An 18,595-nucleotide genomic window follows, 5' to 3' on the forward strand; every position below is an offset into this window, starting at 1 on the left:
CCATGAACGATTCATTCAACCATAGCTGGCGCGTGTATCGCCGGCTGCTCGCCTATATCCAGCGTTACTGGAAAGTACTGATCCTGTCGCTGATTTCCATGACCATCGCTGCGTTGACCGAGGCGGCGTTTGCCCGCCTGCTCAAACCGCTGATCGATGGCGGTTTTGTCAGCAAAGACCCGGACACTATCCGCTGGGTACCCCTGGCCATCATCGGTGTGTTCATGCTGCGTGGCCTTACCAGCTTTATCAACGAATACACGGCCAGCTGGCTGACTGGCCGCCTGGTGCAGACCTTGCGTGAGGAAATGTTTGCCAAGCTACTGCGCCTGCCGGTGAGCTTTTACGACGAGAGCCAGTCCGGGCGACTGATTTCTCGTATCGCCAACGACGTGAACCAGGTGACCGAAGCGGGTTTCAACGTGATTACCGTGGCGGTAAAAGATGGCGTCACCACGCTGGGTTTGCTGGCGCTACTGCTGTACACCGATTGGCAGCTCACACTGATCTGCTTTGTGGTGATGCCTGCGGTGACTGCCTGCATGCATTTTGTCGGCAAGCGCCTGCGTGGCCTGGCGCGCGAAAACCAGCTGCGTATGGCACAGATGACGCAGGTGGTGAGCGAAAGTATCGATTGCCAGAAGGTGGTCAAGATTTACGGTGGCGAAAGTTATGAGATCGGCCGCTTTCACGAGGCCGCCGATGCGCTGCGCCGTAATCAGGTCAAGCAAAGCGCGGCCAGCTCGGCCAATACGGGTGTGACCCAGCTGATGATTGCCTGTGCGTTGGCTGCCATCCTGTATTTCGCCGCGCTGCGTGCACAGCATGGTGACTTCAGTGCGGGCGACTTCATGTCTTTCCTCACGGCCATGATGCTGCTGTTCGCGCCGATCAAACGCATTACCGGTATCTCGCAGGCGTTGCAGCGCGGCCTGGCTGCGGCCGAAACCATCTTTCAGTTTCTGGATGAGCCGGAAGAGAAAAACACCGGTGCGGCCATGCTGCACAAAACGCGTGGCGAGCTGGAGATGGTGAACCTGTCGTTCAGCTACCCGGGGGTCGAGAAGCGTGCTTTGCAAGGGATCAACCTGACCATACGTGCCGGGGAAACCGTTGCGCTGGTGGGCTCGTCAGGCTCGGGTAAAACCACGCTGGCTAGCCTAGTACCGCGCTTTTACGAGCCAGAAGGCGGCCAGCTGCTGCTGGATGGCAAACCATTGGCAGACTATGCGCTGCCGGCGTTGCGCCAACAGATAGCGTTGGTGAGCCAGGATGTGGTGCTGTTCAATGATACCGTAGCGGCCAACATTGCCTACGGTGCCTTGAATCAGGTCAGCCGCGAGCAGGTTGTCGAGGCGGCCCGTGCGGCTAACGCGCTGGACTTTATCGAGGCGCTCCCACAGGGTTTTGATACCGAGATTGGTGAAAACGGTACCCGACTGTCGGGTGGGCAGCGCCAGCGTTTGGCTATTGCTCGTGCCCTGTTAAAAAACGCACCGTTACTGATTCTGGATGAGGCGACTTCTGCACTGGATACTGAGTCCGAGCGCTTGGTGCAGGCAGCTCTGGATAACCTGATGAAGAACCGCACCACGCTGGTGATTGCGCATCGTCTGTCCACGATTGAGCAAGCCGATCGCATCGTGGTGATGCATCAGGGCGAGATCGTGGAAACGGGTACCCATCAGTCGCTGCTGGCAGCCGAAGGTTTTTATGCCAGGCTGCATAGCATGCAATTTACGGAATAGCCGATTCATGGCACACCAAACCGCAGCCTGGCGCTGCGGTTTTTTATTTTGGGCGTGGGTTATTGAATGAGCTGCGTAGTTTGAACCATTTTCATGAATAGAAACACCGCTGACGCAGGATGTGAAAAAGACATTGACATGGATAAAACGACTTTCCTAAGCTGCCTCATCTCATTCATACGGCATGGCGGCGATCTTTGCGTTGCCGCGGTGCGGTGGGGGCACCATGTCTCGCACACAACACGGAATAGGCTTGCTGGAACTGCTATTGGTGATGGCGCTGCTGGTATTGCTATGGAGCTGGTCGGCCGCTCCGTACGCCCGCTTTCAGGAGCAGCAGGCCGTCGATACGCAGTTATCGCGTATTGCATCTAGCTTGATGCGTGTACGTAGCGAGGCGATTACCCGTAACGCCTCGGTACATATCTGCATCGGCAATTTGAAATCAAACCTGGATATCCAGGGCTGCCAGCAGGTTGCCAGGGAAGCGGATGGTTATCGCTTGGGCGAGGGCATTCTGTTCTTTATCGATAACGCGGGCGGCAGGGCGGGCATCTACGACAGCAAGGAAGCTTTCGACGTGCTGACCTTGCCTCCCAGTGTACGCCTGCAGCTGTTTAGCAGTGTTCCCAGCTACCGCATCCGGTCTAGCGGTGTATTGTCTGCCCATGGCGGTGTCAGCTATACCGCCCGTGGTCTGGCGAGTGGTTTATGTCGGCGTTTGCAGGTGAGTGCCACGGGCTTTCGCCAAGTGAGTGACTGCTGATGGCCAGCCGCGGTTTTACACTGCTGGAGCTGATGATGGCTCTGGCGATCGCCACCATGCTGACCATGTTGGCTGTATGGCGCTATCAGGCCGAGCAAGAGCGTGCAGCACAGTCTGCCGTAGCAGCACTACTCCAACACAATGCCGTGTTCATGGAGCAGTATTACAGCCAGCATGGCCGTTACAAAGAAACGGCAGCAAGCTGGCCTGACGTGCCCTATACGCAGTACCCGGCGCAGGGGACGGCACGTTATACGCTGGGTTTCGCCGCTGCCGCACGCAATACCGACAATGGCTATTTTGTGCTGCGCGCGACTGCGGTGGACGCGCAGCTGGGTTATGTCGAGCTGACGCAGACCGGCATCATGAAATACTGCATGCCCGATGGCAGCAAAGAGCGCTGCCGTTTGGCCTAGCTCAGGCTTGGTACATGAAGAGGGGTTCGTAAGGGGCCAGCTCCTGGCCTGCGGCGCAGATGGTCTGCCAGGATGGCTGGCCGGAAAGTTGTGGCGCCAGCTCTCTTGCCAGCTTGCAATAACCCGGGATGTCACGCAGGTAGGCCAGCGTCTGTAGCAACAGCACCTTGGCCTCCAGGTTATCCGGTTCGCTACGCAATGTATGGCTTAGCACCTGCAAAGCTTCACGGCGTTTGCCGTAGGCCAGGAACACTTCGGCCTCGCCAATGGGGTCGATCAGTCTTTCGCGCGGCGGTACATAGCGCCACGGGCTCAGCCGGTGGCTAAGCAGGCCGCATTCCTGGCTGGTTTGTACTTTATCGGCAAGTATTCTGACAAGGCCTAGCATAGCAATCTCCTGAGCGAGTGTTGCTATTCTCCAGCCTTCAGGCAGCGCTGCCTATTCGTAGAAATTCGTAGTATCTGTACGGCGCTATTCGCCGATGAAGCGGCTGTGCAGGGTAGCGTGCAGTACCGTCTCTGGTAGCGTTGCGACAATGGCATGGCCCAGCTCGCGCATCAGCACAAAGCGGATGGCGCCATCGCTCACTTTTTTGTCATGGCTCATGTGTTCCAGCCAGGCCTCGTAGCCCAGGTTGGGGCTGATCGTCGGCAAGCCAGCAGCATGCAGCAAGGCTTCGATGCGGCCAACATCGGCCTCACTCAGATAACCCAGCTGGCGGGAGGCTTCTGCTGCCAGCATCATGCCCGCAGCCACGGCCTCGCCGTGTAGCCAGGTACCAAACCCCAGCCCGGCTTCGATCGCATGGCCAAAGGTATGGCCCAGGTTCAGCAGTGCCCTGACACCGCTTTCGCGTTCATCCTGGCTCACGATGTCGGCCTTCATGGCGCAGCAGCGTCGTACCGCCTCGGCCAGCACGGTTTTGTCCTTGGCGCGTAGCGCTGGCATATTGTCTTCCAGCCAGCCAATAAAGCTGGCGTCGCCCAGCAGGCCGTATTTGATAACTTCCGCCAGACCGGCCGACAGCTCGCGCTCAGGCAGCGTATCCAGCAGCATCATGTCCGCGATAACGGCTTTGGGCTGGTAGAACGCACCAATCATGTTTTTGCCAAGCGGGTGATTGATGGCGGTTTTGCCACCGACAGAGGAATCTACCTGCGACAGGAGGGTGGTGGGTACCTGGATAAACGGAACGCCACGCTGGTAGCTGGCTGCAGCAAACCCCACCATATCGCCAATTACGCCACCGCCCAGGGCAATCAGCGTGGTGCTGCGCTCGCACTTATGGCGCAGCAGGGCATCAAAAATCAGGTTCAGGGTTTCCCAGGTTTTGAAGTCTTCGCCATCGGGCAGGGTGACGGTGAGAACGCTGACACCGTGCTGCTCCAATGCGGCTTTGAGTGGTGCCAGATAGAGCGGCGCTACGGTGGTATTGCTGATGATCACGGCTTTTTTCTGCTTCAGATGAGGCAAGAGCAGTTCGGCATTACCCAGGATGTGCTGGCCGATATAGATGGGGTAGCGTGTGTCTGGCAGGGTGAGGTTCAGCGTGATCATAGCGTTTAGCGGGGTTTGCTTTGAAGGGATAACAGCCGTTGTTCCAGCCGGTGAATGAGCACGTTTACATTCTGGTGCGAGGTATCTATCACGATATCGGCGATTTCACGGTACAGCGGGTCGCGTACGGCAAATAGCTCTTCCAGTTTGCTGCGCGGGTCGGCAGTTTGTAGCAGAGGGCGGCTCTTGTCGTGCTGGGTGCGCGCCAGGATGTCGTCGATCTGGGCGCGCAGGTAGATCACCGTGCCGTGCTTGCGCAGTGCCTGACGGTTTTCCGGTGCCAGGATAGCACCGCCGCCAGTGGCCAATACAATGCCTTGCTGCTGGCACAGCTCGGCGATGGTATCGCGTTCGCGCTCGCGGAATTTCGGCTCACCCTCGATATCGAAAATCGTGGTGATACGCACGCCTGTACGACGCTCGATTTCATGGTCCGAGTCGTAGAAGGTTTTGCCCGTATGCCTTGCCAGTGTGCGGCCAACCGTGGTTTTGCCGGAGCCCATCAGGCCCACCAGAAAAAAATTGCCTGCCAGTTCCATGGCAGGCATTGTATCGGATGACTTCATAACGTGTCTGCTAGCTTAGCGGCTGATGAACTCATTCTCCACGATACGTGGCGTGATGAAAACCAGCAGTTCGCGGCGGTTGTTGGTATTGGAGCTGTTGCGGAACAATGCACCGACCACAGGCAGGTCACCTAGCAGGGGCACACGGTTTTCTACCGTGTTTTGTTCCTGGATATAAATGCCACCAATCACCACGGTACCGCCATTTTCTACGCGCACTTCGGTATCGACGGTCTTGTTATCGATAGCCGGGTTTTCACCCACTTTCAGCTTGGTGTTGGGGGTGTCTTTGGTGATGTTCAGCTTCAGGACAATATCGTCCTCTGGCGTTACCTGCGGGGTAACGGACAGGCTCAGGTTGGCTTTCTTGAAGGTGGTGGACGATTTGCCGTTGTCGTCTACGGTCTGGTAAGGGATTTCCGTGCCTTCCGTAATGGTGGCTTTGGTGCGGTCTGCAGTGAGAATGCGCGGGCTGGATACCACCTTGCCGCGGTCTTCTGCCTGCATGGCCGACAGCTCCAGGCCGATAATCGAGCTGGCTCCCTTGAAAATGGCCGCAATCGAGGCGCCAGATAGCGACGATGGCAGGCTTACGTTCGGGTTGAAGGTCACGTCACCGGCCGGAATGCCACCAATAGGCACGGTACCACCATTGGCCAGCGAACCAACCGAGGTATCGCCACCGGCGCGGGTGTATTGCAGGCGTACGCCCAGGTCACGCTGGAAGTTGTCTTTGGCCTCGACAATACGTGCTTCGATCAGCACCTGGCGTAGTGGCATGTCCAGCGTCTGAATCACCTTGCGGATTTCTTCGATGACCGAGATGCGCTCGCGGATGATGATCTTGTTGGAGCGCGGGTCAACCAGAATGGCTGCCTTGGTACTGTTACTCGTGCTGGTACTACCCTGTGCCGAGGTACTGCTTTCGCTGTAGAAGCCGGCCAGGTCTTTCAGTGCCTCGCGAATCTCTTCAGCGGCGCGGTATTTGATCTGGAACGTTTCGGTAATGATGGGCTCATTCGTGGTGCGCTGCTTTTGCGACTCGGCGGCCTGGCGCTCTATGGCCAGCAGCTCTTCACGCGGGGCGATGCGTACCACGTTGCCTACCTGGCGTTTTTCCAGGTTTTTCTGTGCCAGAATCAAGTCCAGTGCCTGATCCCAGGGGACGTCTTTCAGGCGCAGTGTCAGCGTGCCATTGACCGAGTCGCTGGTGATGATGTTCATGCCGGTAAATTCGGCAATCACTTGCAGCAGGGAGCGAACTTCCACGTTCTGGAAGTTCAGCGACAGTTTTTCCCCTTTGTAGTTGGCCTTGCCCTGCGCCAGCAGTGCAGCTTCTACCTCCTCTGCCGAGCTCTTGCGTACTTCTACCACCAGGCGTTTGTCGGTCTGGTAAGAGGAGTAAGCCCAGTCGCCTTCGGATTGCACGGTGATGCGGCTGCCACTGCCTTGGTTGGTGGCATCGATACGGCGTGCCGGGGTGGCAAAGTCGGTCACATCCAGGCGGCGCTCGAGGTGGCGCGGTACTTTTACGCCAGCCAGGTCGATAACAACGGACTTGCCTTCGCGCTTGATATCTACCGGCGTGCTGGCACTGTTCAGGTCGATCAGGATGCGTGCTTCGCCGTTATCACCGCGTTTGAAATCAACATTTTGTACGACGCCATTCGGCGCCATGGCGTGCGGGGCGGCAGCCACGACAGGCGGCAAAATCTCGGTCGGGGTTTCGGTGCGGCCAACTGCCGGGCTTTGCGGGTTGGCGGTGCTGGGGCCATTCAGGGTGATCAGCAGTTTGTTGTCCTGCACCGCGCTGGTGTACGCGGTGGATTTGCTCAGGTTCAGTACCAGGCGTGCCTTGCCCTGGCCTTCTACCAGTGTGGCCGTATTAAGCAGGCTGGCCGCAAACGGCAGCTGGCTCTTGCCGGTGAGGTTGCGCGTGTCGGGGAAGTCGAAGGCGACACGTGGCGGGTTCGAAATGGCAAAGCTGTTGGGTGCGGCAGGCAGGGCGGTATTGAAAGTCAGTGCCAGGACTTGCTGGTCCTGGCTGTTCTTGATCAGCTCGATACCGGTAATTCCATTGGCTGCCCATACGGCCTGGGTCAGGCCGGCAAGCAATATGGCACAAGCGAGGTGCGTCAGGGTCATTGTTTTCATGGTGTTTTTCCTTGTTCCTGAAGCAGGTAGAGGCTGTTGTCCTGTTTTACCCACTCGCCGTTCACATCCTCGACAGTTTCTTCCAGTTTGATTTCGGTTTCTGCCACGGCACGTACCATGCCGTAATTGGGGCCGATGAAGCTGCCCACCCGTACACGGTAAATGCCCCCTTCCGGTGTCTGGATCAGCCCCAGACGCTCTGATTTCAGCAGCATGGTGCCGACCAGCTTGAGCTTGTCCAGCTCGTAGTTTTCCAGTATCTCGCGCGGCCGGCCGGTGTCGGGCAGGTTGCCGGCGGTGTTCTTGCGCGCTATCTGCAGGCGGTTGGTTTCAAACGGCGAAATCAGGTCTTGCCCGCGGTACTGGTAAGGTTTGTAGGGTTCGATTTGCGGCAGGGGCTCTACCTGGCCGTGCAGGCCGCTACCGGCCTGTTGCATCCATTGTTCCAGGTCGTCCTGCTCGGTAAAGCTGCAGCCAGCCAGCAGCAGTAGCAGTGGAATGAGTCGCGTCATGGTCATTTCGGTGCAGAGAGTTTCTCTTCTGCCTCCAGCGCGCGATAGGTTTTAGCGGTGGCCATCATGACCAGACGGTTGCTTTTTGCGTCGCCCACCGGGGTGAGCGAGATGTCGCTGATCGTAACAATGCGCGACAGCTGGGAGACGTCGGTAACAAATGCGGCCAACTCGTTATAGGTACCTGTCAGGCGTATCTGGATGGGTAGCTCGGCCATCTGGTCGGTTTTTACCTCGCCAGCCGGGCGGAACAGCTCGAACTGCAGGCCCCGGCCGATACCCGCCTGGTTGATCTCGGTGAGCAGCGAATCCATTTCCGACTTGGTCGGCAGCTGTTTGAGCAGGGTGCCAAACGAGACTTCGATCTGCTTGAGCTGGTTTTCCAATGCGACCAGGTTGCTGGCCTGGCGCTTTTTGTCGACGAAGGTCTGGCGCAGCTGTTCTTCCTGTAGCCGAGCTTGTTCGATCTCGTCCTGCACCGACGAGAACACGGCCATATACGCCGCACCCAACACCAGCAAAACCAGCAGGCACAGGGCGGCCAGCTGCCCGGGCAGGGGCCAGTTCGGCATGTCCTTGAAGTCGAGGTTACGTACTTCGTCTAGGGTCATTGTGCTGCTCCGGTAGCGGGTGCGTGCTGGGCTTTGAGTGCCACGCTCAGGCTAAACTGGTTGGCGCGTATTTTGTCGACGTTGGCCGCGCTGACTTCGATCAATACCGGGTCGGCAAACGTACTGGATTCGGCCATATTGCGCATGAGTCCAGACACGCGGGCGCTGGATAAGGCATAGCCACTGAGGGCGATACTGCTGCCAGTCTGGCGGAAGTCTTTCAGGTAGACGCCTTCCGGAACCAGCCGGATCAGCTCGTCAAAAACGTAGACTGCCTGCGTACGGTCGAACTGCAGCTTTTCTACCAGTTGCTTGCGTGACAACAGAACGGCTTTTTTCTGGCGCAGCGACTCGATATTGCTGAGTTTGCTATTGATCTTGTTGATCTCTTCTTCCAGGCGCTGATTGCGTGCCAGCTGGCTGGCTTTCTGGTCTTCCAGCGCCATATGGCACAGGTAAGTCAGGCCTAGCGCCAGCATTACGCTACCTAGCAGCAAGGTCTGGAAGCGTTTGCGATGGGCCGCTTTTTTCTGTTCGCGATGCGGCAGCAGGTTAATGCGGATCATCTAGTCAAATCTCCGCAGGGCCAGGCCGCACGACACCAGGAGCGACGGCGCATCGAGTAGCAGCTCTTTGAGCTGTATGCCCTGTGCCTGTGTCATGGTGGTAAACGGGTTGGCAATCATGGTGCTGATCTGTGTTCGGTTCAGGATGGCGTCGTCCAGGCCGGACAGCATGCTGCAGCCGCCTGCTAGCAGAATGTAGTCCACGCGCAGGTATTGCGACACACTCACCGTGGTATAGAAAAACTGCAAGGCGCGCTGGATTTCCTGCGCGAGCGAATCCACAAAGGGATAGAGCAGCTCGGATTCGTAGCCGTCCGGCAGCGACATGCTGCGTTTGCCCGTTTCCGCTTCCTCATAGGTATAACCATAGCGGCGCTGGATATCGCGGGTGAGCTGCACGCCGCCAAACACCTGTTCCCGATAGTAAAGCTGTTGGCCATTACGTATGACCGAGCAGTGAATCTTGCTGGCACCGATATCGAACAAGGCAAAGGTTTGGTTCATGCCCTGGTCTGGCAGCTGCTGCTGAATCTGCTCGAAGGCGGTCATCATGGCAAAAGCATCGATATCGACAATCTCGACTTTCAGGCCCGCCATTTCGGCTACCGCTACGCGCTCTTCCACTTTTTCTTTGCGTGAGGCGCAGATCATCACGTCCAGGTCGTCGGCGCTATTGCTGGAGGGGCCCAGTACCTGATAGTCCAGGTTCACTTCGTCCAGCGGAAACGGGATGTACTGGTTGGCCTCGTTTTCAACCTGCATTTCCAGGTCATCCCCCAGTGCACCGGCCGGCACCAGGATTTTCTTGTAAATGGCCATGGACGTAGGCAGGGCAATGGCTGCGCGCCGTGTCGGCGAGCCCAGGCGGTGCCAGGCACGGCGAATGGCGTCGGCCACTTCGTCCATATTATTGATGTTGCCATCGGTAATCAGGTCTTTGGCTAGCGGCTCTACCACATAGCGTTCCAGCTGCGGGGTGCGGCCGCTGCGGCTGAGTTCTACCATCTTGATGGAAGTGGAGCTGATATCCAGGCCAAGCATGGATTGACGTGAGGAGGGGAGCCAGCTGCTCAGCAGCTGTTGAAGGCGGTTTCTATCGAAACGACTTTTTTCTCCGGGCATCATTATCTGGTGCCGCCATCGCGGGCTGGTCACCAACCTCCTTGTTGCAGCGCACACGAGGGTGCACGTTTGCGATTCGTCTTAAGGCGCTGCCTTGCGGTTATAATGCGCCATCACTTTTATAGGCTAGAACAATGATGCTCCAGCGCTTCTTTACCGTTACCGCAGGCCTGCTCGCCGGCTTGGCCGTTATTGTAGCGGGCTTGTTGCTGATTGCCGTGGTGATTACCTACCCGCGCTTGCCTAGTCTGGATGTATTAACCGACTACCGGCCCAAGATGCCGTTGCGCGTTTACTCGGCCGATAACGTCCTGATTGGCGAATTTGGCGAAGAGCGCCGCTCTTTTACCCGCATCCAGGATGTGCCGCAGCACATGAAGCAAGCACTGCTGGCTGCCGAGGACGAACGCTTTTATCAACACGGTGGTATCGATTACCTGGGCGTACTGCGTGCGGCGGTAGGCAATATAGTATCCGGTCGCGCGCACTCTGGTGCAAGCACCATCACTATGCAAGTGGCAAAAAATTTCTTCTTATCGAGTGAGCGCACTTTCACGCGTAAATTCAATGAAGCTTTGTTGTCATTCAAAATTGAGCATACTTTATCGAAAGACCAAATCTTAGAGCTGTATATCAATCAAATCTATCTCGGACAACGCGCTTACGGCTTTTCTGCGGCTGCTCAAGCCTACTATGGCAAGCCTTTGGCCAATTTGAGCGTGGCGGAAATGGCCATGCTGGCCGGTTTGCCCAAGGCCCCTTCCAGCTACAATCCTGTTGTTAATCCGGAACGCGCCCGCCTGCGACAGCTATATGTACTGCGTCGCATGCACGAACTGCGCTTCATCAGCACGGACGAGTACGAGCAGGCCAAGGTCGAACCCCTGGTACTGGCCAAACCCACGCTAGAGGCCAGCCTGCCGGCGCAGTACATGGCCGAAATGGTGCGCCAGGCCATGTATGGCCGTTATAAAGAGGCGGCGTATACCGAGGGCTATCGTGTGTACACCACGCTGGATAGCAAGCATCAGCAATGGGCATTCGATTCGCTGCGCGCCGGCCTGATCGACTACGACCGTCGCCAGGCCTATCGTGGCCCGGAATCGTTTACCGACCTGTCGGCCATTGCACCGGAAGAGCTGGAAGAAGCGCTGGACGAATCGCTGGCTGCCATCCGCGACAGCGGCAATATGCAGCCTGCCATCGTGCTGGCCGCCAGCCCGTCCCGCGTGCGTGTCTATCTGCGGGGTGGTAAAAAAATCGATATCACCGGTAGCGGCCTGAGCTTTGCCCGTTCTGCGCTATCCGAGCGGGTAACCCCCGCGCAGCGCCTGCGCCCCGGTGCCCATGTGCGCGTGGTGAAAGACGCCAAGGGCGGCTGGCAGATTACCCAGATGCCGGAGGTGGAAGGCGGTTTTGTGTCGATGGACCCGCGCACCGGGGCCATCCGTTCTCTGGTGGGCGGCTTCGACTTTAACCGCAGTCCGTTCAACCACGTGACGCAGGCCATCCGTCAGCCGGGCTCCACCTTTAAACCGTTTGTTTACTCGGCAGCGCTGGACCGGGGCTTTACCCCGTCGACCATGATCAACGATGCGCCGATCACGGTCGATCCGCAAACCATCGGTGGCCAGAGCTGGGATCCGAAAAACGATGACGGCCGCTACTCTGGCATGATCACCATGCGCCGTGCGCTGGCGCTGTCCAAAAACCTGGTGTCGATCCGCATCCTGATGTCTATCGGTACCGATTTTGGCCAGCAGTACGTGCAGCGCTTCGGTTTTGATGGCAAGAATATTCCGGCCTACCTGACCATGGCGCTGGGTGCGGGCACCGCGACACCGATGCAGATTGCCGAAGGCTACTCGGTGTTTGCCAACGGTGGCTACCGCACCCGTGCCTACTTTATCGACCGTATCGAAGACGCCGGTGGCCGCGTGCTGGCCCGTACCCTGCCGGCCATTGCCGGGCAGAACGCCCCGCAGGCCATCGATCCGCGCAATGCTTTCATCATCAGCAATATGATGCGCGACGTGGTGCGCTACGGTACGGCCAACCGCGCCATGGCGCTGGGCCGTAACGATATCGCCGGTAAAACCGGTACCACCAACGATTTCCGCGACGCCTGGTTTGCCGGCTTCAACCCCAACCTGGTGGCGGTCACCTGGGTGGGCTTCGACCAGCCGCGTAGCCTGGGCCGCTACGGTTACGGTGGTACGGCGGCGCTGCCTATCTGGGTCAATTACATGGGTAACGCGCTGAAAGGCGTGCCGGATGTCGAGCTGCCGCCACCTGCTGGCGTGGTGGTGAAACCTGGTGCCGGCCTGCGCGGTAACGATGAGTACTATCTGGAAGAGTTCCAGCGTACCAACCCGGAGCTGCGCATCAATAACCGTGGCTCGGTACCTGGCGCTGGTCGCAGCACCGAAACCGATGCATCCGAAGCGGGGGCCGAAGAACCCGCAGCACCTGTACAGGATGCGGTGGAAAATGTGAAAGACCAGCTGTTCTAAAAGGCGGTAAACACACTGGTCTACCAGCAAGAACAATCCCCGGCACGCCGGGGATTTTTTTATCTTGTTGAAACGAATGATTTTTTTGAGGCGGCGGGCTGGCTTGCCCACCGCAACAGGCCTTCAGGCCTGGCCACGGCGCAAGCACGCCGCGCCTTTGCCCTATAATACGGACAGCAGGTTTTCTGGCGGCCGGCCGATGGCAGCCTTGCTGTCGCTCACTGCCAGCGGGCGCTCTATCAGCTTGGGGTGCGCCAGCATGGCCTGTATCAGGTGCTTGTCTTCCAGCGTGACATCGTCCAGGTGCAGGGCGGTGTATTCCTCTTCCTTCTTGCGCATCATGCTGCGCGGGTCGCCCCCCAGTAGGGCAATGATGGCGGCCAGCTCGGTGGCTGTGGGTGGGGTTTTCAGGTACTCGATCACCTCTAGCTGGGCGCCATGCTGCTGTAGCAGCTGCAGGCCCTCGCGGGATTTCGAACAGCGCGGGTTGTGGTAGTAACGAATCATGATGCTTTCCATGTGCTGCGAGAGTGTCACTTTTATATCGCAGTTTTCTGGGCAAGAAAGTCTTTTTTCACATGTCTGATTCATCAAACCGCCGTTTTGGCGTGCTGGCGCTGATGTTGGCCGCATTGGCATCGCTGGGGCCGTTTTCCATCGATACCTTTTTGCCGGCCATGCACGATATGGGCGCGTCGCTGCGCGCATCTCCTATCGAAATGCAGCAAACGCTGTCGATCTACCTGTTTTGCTACGCGGTGATGATGCTGTGGCACGGCGCCATTTCCGACTCGGTAGGCCGCCGCGCGGTGATTCTGGCCTCCACGCTGGTGTTCGCCGTGGCGTCGGTAGGCTGCGCGCTGGCGCCCAACCTGGGCACCTTGCTGCTGTTCCGTGGCCTGCAGGGCCTGTGTGGCGGTGCGGGGCTGGTGGTGGGGCGGGCCATTATCCGCGATACCTTCCACGGCCATGATGCGCAGCGCATGATGTCGCAGGTCACCATGCTGTTTTCGCTGTCACCCGCGGTGGCACCGCTGGTGGGCGGTTTGCTGTTTGGCGCACTGGGCTGGCGGTCCATCTTTGTGTTTCTGGCCCTGCTGGGGCTCACGATTTTTGCCGTGTGCTGGCGGGCCATGCCGGAAACCCACCCGGTCGCCGCGCGTACGCCGTTTGCCTGGCGGCAGCTGCTGGCCAACTACCTGGAAGTTGGCCGCAAGCGCGAATTCCAGCTGCTGGCGCTGGCGGTGTCGTGCAATTTTGCCGGCTTTTTTGTGTACATTCCGTCGGCACCGGTGTTTGTCATGCAGCACCTGGGGCTGGGGCATAACGACTTTCTGTGGATGTTCGGCCCTATCGTGTCCGGCATCATGTTTGGCGCGTTTTTGTCCGGCAAGCTGGCGGGGCGGCGCGATACCCGCACCATCGTCAATATTGGCTACACGCTGATGTTTACCGCCACTGCGGCCAACCTGCTGCAGGCGTTCCTGCTGACACCGGCGGTGCCGTGGGCCGTGCTGCCGCTGGCGCTGTACACCACGGGCATGTCGATGTCGGCGCCGTCGATGACGCTCACGCTGATGGACCAGTTTCCGCACCTGCGCGGTACGGTATCGTCGGTGCAGGGTTTTGTGCAGACCATGTTTTCCACCCTGCTGGCGGGGGTGATTTCACCGCTGGTGTGGGGTAGCGTGCAAAGCCTGGCGCTGACCATGCTGGTGTTTCTGGTGGCGGGTTTTGTGTTGCGCAGCGCCTACCGCCGCCGTATCCAGCGGCCGGTGTAGCCGCCGCGCTCAGGCGCTGGCGTCGACCAGCACCGGCTGCAGCACGCGCTGCAGCTCGGCAGGCGCCATACCCACCAGAAAGCCGCGTTTGCCGCCATTGATGTAGATGCGCGGCAGTGTGGCAATGCCGGCTGCCATGTATACCGGCATCTTGCTCTTGGTGCCAAACGGGCTGGTGCCGCCCACCTGGTAGCCACTGTGTTTGTCGGCGGTTTTCGGGTCGCAGGGGGTAATTTTCTTGGCGCCTATCTGCTTGGCCAGCATGCCGGTGGCCACCTCGCAGTCGCCGTGCATCAGCACAATCAGCGGCTTGCGCTGTTCGTCTTCCATCACCAGGGTTTTGATCACCGCGTGCTCGTCTACGCCCAGCTCGCGGGCCGACACGCGGGTGCCGCCTTTTTCTTCGTATTTGTACAGATGCTCGGTGTAGGCCACCTGGTGTTCGCGCAGCATGCGCACGGCCTGGGTGACCGGGGCTTTTTCCTTGGACATGGTTATCGATAGGGCAGGGTAGGACAGGGCGCTATTGTACCTGCCGGCCCAGGGTTGGCCGCAAGCGCCACCACAGGCGCAGGCCCAGCAGCAGCGCCAGCACCGCGGCGTACAGCAGCGGCTCGGTCAGGTCGCGCTTCACTAGCCACAGGTAGTGAACCACCGCCAGCACGGCCAGCGGGTAAACCAGCCGGTGCAGCTGGCCCCAGCGCCGTTTCAGCCGCCGCAGCCAGCCGTCGGTAGAGGTGATGGCCAGCGGTAGCAGCAGGGCAAACGCCGCCATGCCCACGGTAATGAACGGGCGCTTGATGATGTCGTGGCCGATGGCGCCCCAGTCGAACAGCTGGTCCAGCCACAGGTAGATCAGCAGGTGCACGCTGGCGTAAAAAAAGGCGTACAGCCCCAGCATGCGGCGCAGGCGCAGCAGCCAGCCCGGCGCGCCCAGGCGGCGCAGCGGGGTGATGGCCAGCCCGGCCAGCAGCAGGTTCAGCGCCCAGCTGCCGCTGTCGCGGGTGAGCGTTTCTACCGGGTTCACCGCCTGGCCGCTCAAGGCTTGCCACAGGCTGGCGGCCAGCGGCAGCAGGCACAGCACGAACAGCAGCACCTTGATGCGGCCAATGGTGGCCGGGGAGGGGTTATAGAGCAAGGTTGGCCGCATCAGAAGTTTTTCACCAGATCCATGCCGCGGTACAGCCCGGCTACCTGGTCGGCGTAGCCGTTGAACGGCAGGGTTTTGCGCTTGAGGAACTCGCCGATGCGGCGCTCGCTGGCCTGGCTCCAGCGCGGGTGGTCTACCGCCGGGTTCACGTTAGAGTAAAAGCCGTACTCGTTGGGGGCGGCCATATTCCAGCTGGTGGGTGGCTGTTTTTCCAGCAGCGTGATGCGGCTGATGGACTTGATGCTCTTGAAACCGTACTTCCACGGCACCACCAGGCGCACCGGCGCGCCGTTCTGGCCGGGTAGCGCCTCGCCGTACAGGCCCACCGCCAGGATGGTGAGCGGGTGCATGGCTTCATCGATGCGCAAGCCTTCGCGGTAGGGCCAGTCCAGTACGCGGCGCGCCACGCCGGGCATCTCGCCCGGGCGCAGCGCGGTTTCGAACGCCACGTATTTGGCGCGGCTGGTAGGGTCCACCTGTTTGAGCAAGCTGGCCAGCGGGAAGCCCACCCACGGTATCACCATGCTCCAGCCTTCCACACAGCGCAGGCGGTAGATGCGCTCTTCCAGTGGAAACTTCAGCAGCTCCTCGATGCTGAAGCTGCGCGGCTTGCCCGCTTCGCCGCCCACGGCCACCGTCCATGGCCGGGTTTTCAGGCGCCCGGCGTACTGCGCCGGCTCGTCCTTGCCGGTGCCAAACTCGTAGTAATTGTTGTAGCTGGTGATGTCCTGGCGGCTATTGGGTTTGTCCGTGGTGGAATAGCGGCTCTTGCTGGCCGGCAGCGCCGCAATGGACGCCACCGGCAGCAGCAGGCCTGCGCTGCCCAGCATGAACTGGCGGCGGTTCAGGTACACACTGTGCGGGGTAATCTCGGATGGCAGGATGTCGGTGGCGCGGCGTATCAGCATGGCGTGGGCTCCAGAGGGAATCGACAATCAGTCGTGTGGCAGCCGGCTTTCTGACAGGCCCGTGGCAGAAAAATTCTCGGGCGGCCGGTGGCCGCTGTGCCCAGCATGCGCCTACAGGCGGATGCCTGCCAGCGCCAGGCCCAGAAACAGCACCCCGCTCACCAGCAGGGCAATGGCCAAGGTATGCACAAACTCGTGCACGCTGGCGCGTTGCCGGCGGTTCAGCAGCCAGCGCACCACCATCACCAGCACCAGGCACAGCAGGGCCAGACGAAACAGGCGACCTATCATCAAAAGCATCCATCAGCAGGGAGGGCACGATTATTGGCAGCGACAGGACAGGTGCGCAAGCCAGCGATGCCTATATAATCGCAGCATTGCCCGGGAGAAGCCTTGAAAAAAGGGGCGGCAGAGCCGCAAAGGCCACCCGTAGCCACGCTACCCGCCCCTGGCCGACTATCAAAGAGACAACCATGTCCAGTAACGCATCCTCTGTCGGTATTGTCAGCGCACAACGCGCGCTGTTCGACACACCCCTGCCGCTTGCCGGCGGTACGGTGCTGCCCAGCTACGAGCTGGTATTTGAAACCTACGGCCAGCTGAACGCCGCAGGCAGTAACGCCATCCTGATCTGCCACGCGCTGTCCGGCCACCACCATGTGGCAGGCCGCTATAGCGAAGACGATAAAGCCGCCGGCTGGTGGGACAATATGATCGGCCCCGGCAAGCCCATCGATACCAACCGTTTTTTTGTGGTGGGCGTCAATAACCTGGGCGGCTGCCACGGCAGTACCGGCCCGTCCAGTATCGACCCGGCTACTGGCCAACCCTGGGGCTCGCGCTTTCCCGTGGTCACCGTGCCCGACTGGGTCACCGCGCAAGCCCGCCTGGCCGACCGCCTGGGCGTGGCGCGCTGGGCGGCAGTGATCGGCGGTAGCCTGGGTGGCATGCAGGCGCTGCAGTGGGCGATCAACTACCCCGACCGCGTGGCCAACGCGCTGGTGATTGCCTCGGCGCCCAAGCTGTCGGCGCAGAACATCGCCTTTAACGACGTAGCGCGTCAGGCCATCATTACCGACCCCGATTTCTGCGGCGGCGATTTTTACGCCCAGGGCACCATCCCGCGCCGCGGCCTGCGCCTGGCGCGCATGCTGGGCCACATTACCTATTTGTCCGACGACGGCATGGGCGAGAAATTCGGCCGCATGCTGCGCTCGGGCGAGTACAAGTTCGGCTACGACGTGGAGTTCGAGATCGAGAGCTACCTGCGTTACCAGGGCGACAAGTTCTCCGACTACTTTGACGCCAACACCTACCTGCTGATGACCAAGGCGCTGGACTACTTCGACCCGGCAAAAGACTACGACGGCGACCTGGTGGCCGCACTGCAGCGCGCCACCGCCAGCTTCATGGTGGCCAGCTTTACCAGCGACTGGCGCTTCTCGCCCGAACGCTCGCGTGAAACGGTGAAGGCGCTGATCGCCGCCGGCAAGCGCGTGTCCTACGCCGAAATCGAATCCGTACACGGCCACGATGCCTTCCTGATGACCGACGAACCCTATATGAACCTGATGCGTGCCTACCTGCAGCGCGTGGCGAAGGAGGTGGCAGCATGAGCGCCCCCGCCAGCCTGCGCCCCGACCTGCAAATGATCGCCGACTGGGTCACGCCGCGTAGCCGCGTACTCGACCTGGGTTGCGGCGAAGGCGACCTGCTGGCCTGGCTGCAGGCCCATAAACAGGTGTCTGCCTATGGTGTGGATTTCGACGTGAACAACGTGGTGCGCTGCGTGGCGGCCAACGTTAACGCCATCCAGGGTGACCTGGAAGCCGGCCTGGCCGAGTTCGAAGACCAGCGTTTCGACCACGTGGTGCTGTCGCAAACCATCCAGGCCATGCACAACACCGAGCAGATTTTGCTGGAGATGCTGCGCGTTGGCCGCGAAGCCATTGTGACCTTCCCCAACTTCGGTTACTGGGAAAACCGCTGGCAGATTCTGAAAGGCCGCATGCCGGTATCCGACGACATGCCTTACCAGTGGTACAACACCCCCAACATCCACTGGTGCATGCTGGGCGACTTTGACGCGCTGTGCGCCAAAAACGGCCTGCGCGTCGTAGAGCGGGTGGTGATGACCGGCGGGCGGCGTGTACACTTCCTGCCCAATTTGCGCGGCAGTCTGGCGTTTTACCGCGTGACGCGCGGCTAAGGCCGCAGCAGTGAT

General features: G+C 59.7%; 20 protein-coding genes. 7 read left to right on the forward strand and 13 right to left on the reverse strand.

What is annotated here, in order from left to right; translation table 11 throughout:
- The first annotated feature begins 2 nt into the window (after positions 1-2).
- From msbA to ACZ9XP_RS06840, 3 genes are all read left to right on the forward strand, one after another.
- Positions 3-1,748: a lipid A export permease/ATP-binding protein MsbA gene (gene msbA / locus ACZ9XP_RS06830; RefSeq protein ID WP_147688502.1), complete on the forward strand. Its 1,746-nt coding sequence runs from the start codon at positions 3-5 to the stop codon at positions 1,746-1,748.
- A 226-nt stretch (positions 1,749-1,974) separates the two neighbouring features.
- Complete coding sequence (locus ACZ9XP_RS06835; RefSeq protein ID WP_170253758.1) at positions 1,975-2,514, forward strand: GspH/FimT family protein; 540 nt, start codon at positions 1,975-1,977, stop codon at positions 2,512-2,514.
- Positions 2,514-2,930: a type IV pilin protein gene (locus tag ACZ9XP_RS06840; protein ID WP_147688684.1), complete on the forward strand. Its 417-nt coding sequence runs from the start codon at positions 2,514-2,516 to the stop codon at positions 2,928-2,930. Before ACZ9XP_RS06835 ends, ACZ9XP_RS06840 begins: the two co-directional genes overlap by 1 nt.
- A gap of 1 nt (position 2,931) precedes the next feature.
- Here the strand turns inward: ACZ9XP_RS06840 and ACZ9XP_RS06845 are convergent, their stop codons facing one another.
- The 8 genes from ACZ9XP_RS06845 to ACZ9XP_RS06880 all read right to left on the reverse strand — a co-directional run bounded on the left by ACZ9XP_RS06845 (position 2,932) and on the right by ACZ9XP_RS06880 (position 9,938).
- Complete coding sequence (locus ACZ9XP_RS06845; RefSeq protein ID WP_147688506.1) at positions 2,932-3,318, reverse strand: type IV pilus assembly protein FimV; 387 nt, start codon at positions 3,316-3,318, stop codon at positions 2,932-2,934.
- Positions 3,319-3,402: 84 nt separating this feature from the next.
- Complete coding sequence (gene aroB / locus ACZ9XP_RS06850) at positions 3,403-4,488, reverse strand: 3-dehydroquinate synthase (RefSeq protein ID WP_147688508.1); 1,086 nt, start codon at positions 4,486-4,488, stop codon at positions 3,403-3,405.
- A 5-nt stretch (positions 4,489-4,493) separates the two neighbouring features.
- Positions 4,494-5,036 carry a shikimate kinase AroK gene (aroK, locus tag ACZ9XP_RS06855; RefSeq protein ID WP_206208693.1) on the reverse strand — a complete coding sequence of 181 codons (543 nt, stop codon included), beginning with the start codon at positions 5,034-5,036 and terminating at the stop codon, positions 4,494-4,496.
- A 33-nt stretch (positions 5,037-5,069) separates the two neighbouring features.
- Positions 5,070-7,208: a type IV pilus secretin family protein gene (gene pilQ / locus ACZ9XP_RS06860; protein WP_147688510.1), complete on the reverse strand. Its 2,139-nt coding sequence runs from the start codon at positions 7,206-7,208 to the stop codon at positions 5,070-5,072.
- Positions 7,205-7,720 carry a pilus assembly protein PilP gene (locus ACZ9XP_RS06865; RefSeq protein ID WP_206211446.1) on the reverse strand — a complete coding sequence of 172 codons (516 nt, stop codon included), beginning with the start codon at positions 7,718-7,720 and terminating at the stop codon, positions 7,205-7,207. The genes pilQ and ACZ9XP_RS06865 overlap by 4 nt, the downstream gene beginning before the upstream one ends.
- 2 nt (positions 7,721-7,722) lie before the next feature.
- Positions 7,723-8,331 carry a type IV pilus inner membrane component PilO gene (locus ACZ9XP_RS06870; RefSeq protein WP_147688513.1) on the reverse strand — a complete coding sequence of 203 codons (609 nt, stop codon included), beginning with the start codon at positions 8,329-8,331 and terminating at the stop codon, positions 7,723-7,725.
- On the reverse strand, positions 8,328-8,897 hold the full coding sequence (locus tag ACZ9XP_RS06875) for a PilN domain-containing protein (protein ID WP_147688515.1): 570 nt from the start codon (positions 8,895-8,897) through the stop codon (positions 8,328-8,330). The genes ACZ9XP_RS06870 and ACZ9XP_RS06875 overlap by 4 nt, the downstream gene beginning before the upstream one ends.
- Positions 8,898-9,938, reverse strand: coding sequence for a pilus assembly protein PilM (locus tag ACZ9XP_RS06880; RefSeq protein ID WP_147688517.1), 1,041 nt, complete (start codon positions 9,936-9,938; stop codon positions 8,898-8,900).
- Positions 9,939-10,153: 215 nt separating this feature from the next.
- On the opposite strand from ACZ9XP_RS06880, the gene ACZ9XP_RS06885 reads away from it, so the two are divergent.
- The gene (locus ACZ9XP_RS06885; RefSeq protein WP_147688518.1) at positions 10,154-12,532 is read left to right on the forward strand and encodes a penicillin-binding protein 1A; all 2,379 of its coding nucleotides are present in this window, start codon (positions 10,154-10,156) and stop codon (positions 12,530-12,532) included.
- A gap of 162 nt (positions 12,533-12,694) precedes the next feature.
- Here ACZ9XP_RS06885 and arsC read toward each other — a convergent pair whose 3' ends face one another.
- A complete protein-coding gene (gene arsC / locus ACZ9XP_RS06890; RefSeq protein ID WP_147688520.1) occupies positions 12,695-13,039 on the reverse strand; it encodes an arsenate reductase (glutaredoxin) in 345 nt (114 codons plus the stop codon).
- A 71-nt stretch (positions 13,040-13,110) separates the two neighbouring features.
- On the opposite strand from arsC, the gene ACZ9XP_RS06895 reads away from it, so the two are divergent.
- Positions 13,111-14,313: a multidrug effflux MFS transporter gene (locus ACZ9XP_RS06895; protein ID WP_147688522.1), complete on the forward strand. Its 1,203-nt coding sequence runs from the start codon at positions 13,111-13,113 to the stop codon at positions 14,311-14,313.
- A 9-nt stretch (positions 14,314-14,322) separates the two neighbouring features.
- Here the strand turns inward: ACZ9XP_RS06895 and ybaK are convergent, their stop codons facing one another.
- The 4 genes from ybaK to ACZ9XP_RS06915 all read right to left on the reverse strand — a co-directional run bounded on the left by ybaK (position 14,323) and on the right by ACZ9XP_RS06915 (position 16,662).
- The gene (gene ybaK / locus ACZ9XP_RS06900) at positions 14,323-14,805 is read right to left on the reverse strand and encodes a Cys-tRNA(Pro) deacylase (protein WP_147688524.1); all 483 of its coding nucleotides are present in this window, start codon (positions 14,803-14,805) and stop codon (positions 14,323-14,325) included.
- 31 nt (positions 14,806-14,836) lie between these two features.
- On the reverse strand, positions 14,837-15,463 hold the full coding sequence (locus tag ACZ9XP_RS06905) for a ferric reductase-like transmembrane domain-containing protein (RefSeq protein WP_147688526.1): 627 nt from the start codon (positions 15,461-15,463) through the stop codon (positions 14,837-14,839).
- Positions 15,463-16,371 (reverse strand): protein-methionine-sulfoxide reductase catalytic subunit MsrP, encoded by a 909-nt coding sequence (msrP, locus tag ACZ9XP_RS06910; protein WP_465188196.1) that lies wholly within the window; start codon positions 16,369-16,371, stop codon positions 15,463-15,465. Before msrP ends, ACZ9XP_RS06905 begins: the two co-directional genes overlap by 1 nt.
- 111 nt (positions 16,372-16,482) lie before the next feature.
- Positions 16,483-16,662: a protein MIGRI gene (locus tag ACZ9XP_RS06915; RefSeq protein WP_147688530.1), complete on the reverse strand. Its 180-nt coding sequence runs from the start codon at positions 16,660-16,662 to the stop codon at positions 16,483-16,485.
- 182 nt (positions 16,663-16,844) lie between these two features.
- On the opposite strand from ACZ9XP_RS06915, the gene metX reads away from it, so the two are divergent.
- Together metX and metW are read left to right on the forward strand one after the other, a co-directional pair.
- A complete protein-coding gene (metX, locus tag ACZ9XP_RS06920; protein ID WP_147688532.1) occupies positions 16,845-17,987 on the forward strand; it encodes a homoserine O-succinyltransferase MetX in 1,143 nt (380 codons plus the stop codon).
- Positions 17,984-18,580, forward strand: a complete 597-nt coding sequence (gene metW, locus ACZ9XP_RS06925; protein ID WP_438699006.1) for a methionine biosynthesis protein MetW — start codon at positions 17,984-17,986, stop codon at positions 18,578-18,580. The genes metX and metW overlap by 4 nt, the downstream gene beginning before the upstream one ends.
- Positions 18,581-18,595: the final 15 nt, after the last annotated feature.

This window comes from Vogesella perlucida (genome assembly GCF_979366545.1).

What these genes read in the sequence shown, in the direction of transcription:
- ACZ9XP_RS06915 (WP_147688530.1), bottom strand. Translation starts at nt 16,662, where the DNA reads ATGATAGGTCGCCTGTTTCGTCTGGCCCTGCTGTGCCTGGTGCTGGTG.
- ACZ9XP_RS06845 (WP_147688506.1), bottom strand. Translation starts at nt 3,318, where the DNA reads ATGCTAGGCCTTGTCAGAATACTTGCCGATAAAGTACAAACCAGCCAG.
- ACZ9XP_RS06895 (WP_147688522.1), top strand. Translation starts at nt 13,111, where the DNA reads ATGTCTGATTCATCAAACCGCCGTTTTGGCGTGCTGGCGCTGATGTTG.
- aroB (WP_147688508.1), bottom strand. Translation starts at nt 4,488, where the DNA reads ATGATCACGCTGAACCTCACCCTGCCAGACACACGCTACCCCATCTAT.
- pilQ (WP_147688510.1), bottom strand. Translation starts at nt 7,208, where the DNA reads ATGAAAACAATGACCCTGACGCACCTCGCTTGTGCCATATTGCTTGCC.
- metW (WP_438699006.1), top strand. Translation starts at nt 17,984, where the DNA reads ATGAGCGCCCCCGCCAGCCTGCGCCCCGACCTGCAAATGATCGCCGAC.
- ACZ9XP_RS06880 (WP_147688517.1), bottom strand. Translation starts at nt 9,938, where the DNA reads ATGCTTGGCCTGGATATCAGCTCCACTTCCATCAAGATGGTAGAACTC.
- ACZ9XP_RS06905 (WP_147688526.1), bottom strand. Translation starts at nt 15,463, where the DNA reads ATGCGGCCAACCTTGCTCTATAACCCCTCCCCGGCCACCATTGGCCGC.
- ACZ9XP_RS06835 (WP_170253758.1), top strand. Translation starts at nt 1,975, where the DNA reads ATGTCTCGCACACAACACGGAATAGGCTTGCTGGAACTGCTATTGGTG.
- msbA (WP_147688502.1), top strand. Translation starts at nt 3, where the DNA reads ATGAACGATTCATTCAACCATAGCTGGCGCGTGTATCGCCGGCTGCTC.
- ACZ9XP_RS06875 (WP_147688515.1), bottom strand. Translation starts at nt 8,897, where the DNA reads ATGATCCGCATTAACCTGCTGCCGCATCGCGAACAGAAAAAAGCGGCC.
- ACZ9XP_RS06865 (WP_206211446.1), bottom strand. Translation starts at nt 7,720, where the DNA reads ATGACGCGACTCATTCCACTGCTACTGCTGCTGGCTGGCTGCAGCTTT.
- ACZ9XP_RS06870 (WP_147688513.1), bottom strand. Translation starts at nt 8,331, where the DNA reads ATGACCCTAGACGAAGTACGTAACCTCGACTTCAAGGACATGCCGAAC.
- aroK (WP_206208693.1), bottom strand. Translation starts at nt 5,036, where the DNA reads ATGCCTGCCATGGAACTGGCAGGCAATTTTTTTCTGGTGGGCCTGATG.
- msrP (WP_465188196.1), bottom strand. Translation starts at nt 16,371, where the DNA reads ATGCTGATACGCCGCGCCACCGACATCCTGCCATCCGAGATTACCCCG.
- metX (WP_147688532.1), top strand. Translation starts at nt 16,845, where the DNA reads ATGTCCAGTAACGCATCCTCTGTCGGTATTGTCAGCGCACAACGCGCG.
- ACZ9XP_RS06840 (WP_147688684.1), top strand. Translation starts at nt 2,514, where the DNA reads ATGGCCAGCCGCGGTTTTACACTGCTGGAGCTGATGATGGCTCTGGCG.
- arsC (WP_147688520.1), bottom strand. Translation starts at nt 13,039, where the DNA reads ATGATTCGTTACTACCACAACCCGCGCTGTTCGAAATCCCGCGAGGGC.
- ybaK (WP_147688524.1), bottom strand. Translation starts at nt 14,805, where the DNA reads ATGTCCAAGGAAAAAGCCCCGGTCACCCAGGCCGTGCGCATGCTGCGC.
- ACZ9XP_RS06885 (WP_147688518.1), top strand. Translation starts at nt 10,154, where the DNA reads ATGATGCTCCAGCGCTTCTTTACCGTTACCGCAGGCCTGCTCGCCGGC.